Origin of the sequence: Sphingobium sp. ba1 (assembly GCF_000743655.1) — a bacterium.
Taxonomy (GTDB): domain Bacteria; phylum Pseudomonadota; class Alphaproteobacteria; order Sphingomonadales; family Sphingomonadaceae; genus Sphingobium.
Genome location: NZ_JPPQ01000069.1, coordinates 62,556 through 65,689, shown reverse-complemented (window position 1 = coordinate 65,689; position 3,134 = coordinate 62,556). Strand labels below are relative to the sequence as shown.

Here is a 3,134-nt window from a genome sequence, read left to right as displayed (position 1 = left end):
CCTTCCTCTAAATCGCGCTCAATCCGGCGTCCGCCAACCCCCGCCACAGGTGCAAGGCCTGGACGCTTTCCTTCACGTCATGGACCCGCACCATCTGCGCACCGAGCTGCGCCGCCCGGAACGCCAGCGCGATGGAACCACCCAGTCGGTCGGCAGCGGGCGCTTCGTTCGACAGCGCGCCGATCAGCCTTTTGCGGCTGCCTGCAAACAGCAATGGCACACCCAACGCCTGAAACGTCGCCAGCCCATTCACCAGCGCAAGATTGTCGGCCAGCGACTTGCCAAAGCCAAGCCCCGGATCAACCATGATCCGATCGCGCGCGATGCCAGCATCGAGGCAGGCCGCGATCCGCCCTTCGAGATGATCGAACACATCCGCCACGACATCGCCATAGCCCGCAGGATTGTCATGCGGATCATCGCCCGCCGACGGCGCATGCATCAGGATGACCGGGCAGCCCGCCCCGGCCACGACCTCCATACTGCGCGGATCATGCGCCAGCGCGCTGACATCATTGACGATCTTGGCCCCCGCCGCCAGCGCCGCCTCCATCACCGCCGCCTTGCGCGTGTCCACCGACACCGGCACGCCCGCCGCCGCCAGCCGCTCGATCACCGGCGCGATGCGGGCGATCTCATCGCCTTCCCACACCTTGTCGGCGCGCGGCCGGGTGGATTCGCCCCCCACGTCGATCAAGGCCGCGCCCGCCGCCGCCATCGCGAAACCCGCATCGGCCGCCGCCTGCGGATCGCCGACATGCTTGCCGCCGTCCGAAAAACTGTCGGGCGTGACGTTCAGGATCGCCATCACCTGCGGCGCATCGAAACGGATGGTGCGTTCGCCAAGGACAAGCGGCGCGCGGGTCGCGGAGATATTGGCGGCCAACCTCTGCGCCCGCTCCGCCAAGACATCAGGCAAGCTGGCGATCGCATCGGCGAAACCGGCCACCGGCACCGTCACCCGCGCCACCCGGTCGCGTCCGGCAAAGGCGCTCAGTTCATAGCCCTGAAACCAGATCAGCCCATTCCCCATCCGCGCCACCGACCCGTCCGGCAAGCCGATCGGCGACGGCACAAACCATGTCGGCCGCAGGTACAGGCGCGCATCGGCGGGAATGGCGGGCAATGTCATCGAGCGGGACTCCCCTCTTTCGTCATGCTGAACTTGTTTCAGCATCCATTGGCCTAGCCCTGCAGAAACGTGCAACGCCAGAGCCAATGGATCCTGACTTTCGTCAGGATGACGGCGTAGTCATGGCAGCTTTTAAGGCTCGTTCGCCAGCAAATAGGTCTGACGCAGCGTATCGATCGGCTTCAACCCGCCCTCGGCCTCATGATGCCAGAAAGTCCAGCCATTGCAGCTCGGCGCATTCTGCAACGTCGCGCCGATCTTGTGGATCGACCCGGTATCGCTCCCCACCGCCAGCGACCCGTCGGCCCGCACCACCGCCTGCCAGCGCCGCTTGGCGTCGGTCAGCACCGCGCCGGGCTTCAAATAGCCCGTTTCGACCAGCGTCCCGAACGCGACCTTGGGCTGCGACCGGGCGCTCTGCATGATGGTAAGCGCAGACTCATCCAATGGCAGCGCCGCCTCGATCCGCTCCAGCGCGACCTCGATATAGGATTCCTCCCGCTCGATGCCGATCCATTTGCGCCCCAACCGCTTGGCCACCGCGCCGGTGGTGCCGGTCCCAAAGAAAGGATCAAGCACCACATCGCCCGGCTTGGTGCAGGACAACATCACGCGATAGAGCAGAGACTCCGGCTTCTGCGTCGGATGCGCCTTGGTCCCGTTGCGCTTCAACCGCTCCTGCCCGCCGCAGATCGGCAGCACCCAGTCGGAGCGCATCTGCAGCTCGTCGTTGAGCGTCTTCATCGCCTTATAGTTGAACGTATATTTGGCGTCCTCACCCTGGCTCGCCCAGATCAGCGTCTCATGCGCATTGGTAAAGCGCGTGCCCTTGAAATTGGGCATCGGATTGGCCTTGCGCCAGATGATGTCGTTGAGGATCCAGAAGCCTTCATCCTGCAACGCCGTGCCGACGCGGAAGATATTGTGATAGCTGCCGATCACCCAGATGCTGCCATTGGGTTTCAGGATGCGGCGCGCCTGTTTCAGCCATGCCTTGGTGAAACGGTCATAGGCGCCCAGCGTATCGAACTTGTCCCAGTCATTGTCGACCGCATCGACCCGGCCGCCTTCGGGCCGGAACAGGTCGCCACCCAGTTGCAGATTATAGGGCGGATCGGCAAAGATCATGTCGATGCAATTGTCGGGCAACGCCGCCATCTGCGCGATGCAATCGCCGCGCAGCAGGCAATCGGTCGCAATCTCGGCCGCTGCGACCGCGATCGGTGCGATCGTCTTCTTCCGTCGCGCCGGTGCGACCCGCTCCATGAGACCCATGCGTAAAAACCCCCGTTCGTCTTGAACAACAGCGATGAGTCCTTGGGAGTCCGGCGTCAAGCCCGGCACCCTGGCCTGCCCCATACCGAACGACGCAGATGTCGGGGAGAACGAAGCGGGGAACCACAAGATATGGAGTCTGGCGAGTCGCGCGGGACTCAAGATAGGGCGGTGTGACTCAAAAGACTCACGCCCATCCCCGCCCAAAGTTTTTTTGGTTAACGGCGCGCGACGGCCCAAATCGGCGACAATGGTTGACCCATTGATAACCCTATGGTTATGACTGGCCGATGACAGTTGGATTACAGGAAGATAATCGCGGCGCGACGATCGACGCCCAGTTCAAGGCCTTGTCGGATGGCACCCGCCGCGCGCTGCTCGAATATCTCGTGCGCGAAGGCGAACAGAGCGTCCATGCGCTGACCGCGATCGCGGGCGTATCGCAACCCATGGTATCGCGCCACTTGGGCAAGCTCAAACGCGCCAGGCTCGTGACGGCGCGCAGGGCGGGACGCGAAACCTTCTACAGCGCCCACGCCAAGGGCCTCGCCCCCGTGGTGCAATGGATGGCGGTCTATGGCGCGCTCTGGTCGCAACGCTTCACCGCGCTGGAGGATATGGGGGCTTAGGAACGCCAGTTTCTCCGCCGACTGCCCTTCTAAGTTCGCCGGCGCAGGCCGGGGCCCAGGGTTTTGGGCACATCCCCTGCCGCTCCTGGACCCCGGCT

At 64.0% G+C, this 3,134-nt stretch carries 3 protein-coding genes; 1 reads left to right on the top strand and 2 read right to left on the bottom strand.

The features are described from left to right. Nucleotides 1–7: 7 nt before the first annotated feature. Together folP and IL54_RS03340 are read right to left on the bottom strand one after the other, a co-directional pair. Complete coding sequence (gene folP / locus IL54_RS03345) at nucleotides 8–1,132, bottom strand: dihydropteroate synthase (protein ID WP_037473237.1); 1,125 nt, start codon at nucleotides 1,130–1,132, stop codon at nucleotides 8–10. A gap of 132 nt (nucleotides 1,133–1,264) precedes the next feature. Next, on the bottom strand, nucleotides 1,265–2,407 hold the full coding sequence (locus tag IL54_RS03340; RefSeq protein ID WP_037473235.1) for a site-specific DNA-methyltransferase: 1,143 nt from the start codon (nucleotides 2,405–2,407) through the stop codon (nucleotides 1,265–1,267). A gap of 290 nt (nucleotides 2,408–2,697) precedes the next feature. Here IL54_RS03340 and IL54_RS03335 point away from each other — a divergent pair, with 290 nt between their 5' ends. Further along, nucleotides 2,698–3,036 (top strand): ArsR/SmtB family transcription factor, encoded by a 339-nt coding sequence (locus tag IL54_RS03335; RefSeq protein WP_037473233.1) that lies wholly within the window; start codon nucleotides 2,698–2,700, stop codon nucleotides 3,034–3,036. The last annotated feature ends 98 nt before the right edge of the window (nucleotides 3,037–3,134 follow it).

Coding starts and splice junctions, on each gene's coding strand:
- IL54_RS03335 (WP_037473233.1), top strand. CDS start 2,698: ATGACAGTTGGATTACAGGAAGATAATCGCGGCGCGACGATCGACGCC.
- IL54_RS03340 (WP_037473235.1), bottom strand. CDS start 2,407: ATGGGTCTCATGGAGCGGGTCGCACCGGCGCGACGGAAGAAGACGATC.
- folP (WP_037473237.1), bottom strand. CDS start 1,132: ATGACATTGCCCGCCATTCCCGCCGATGCGCGCCTGTACCTGCGGCCG.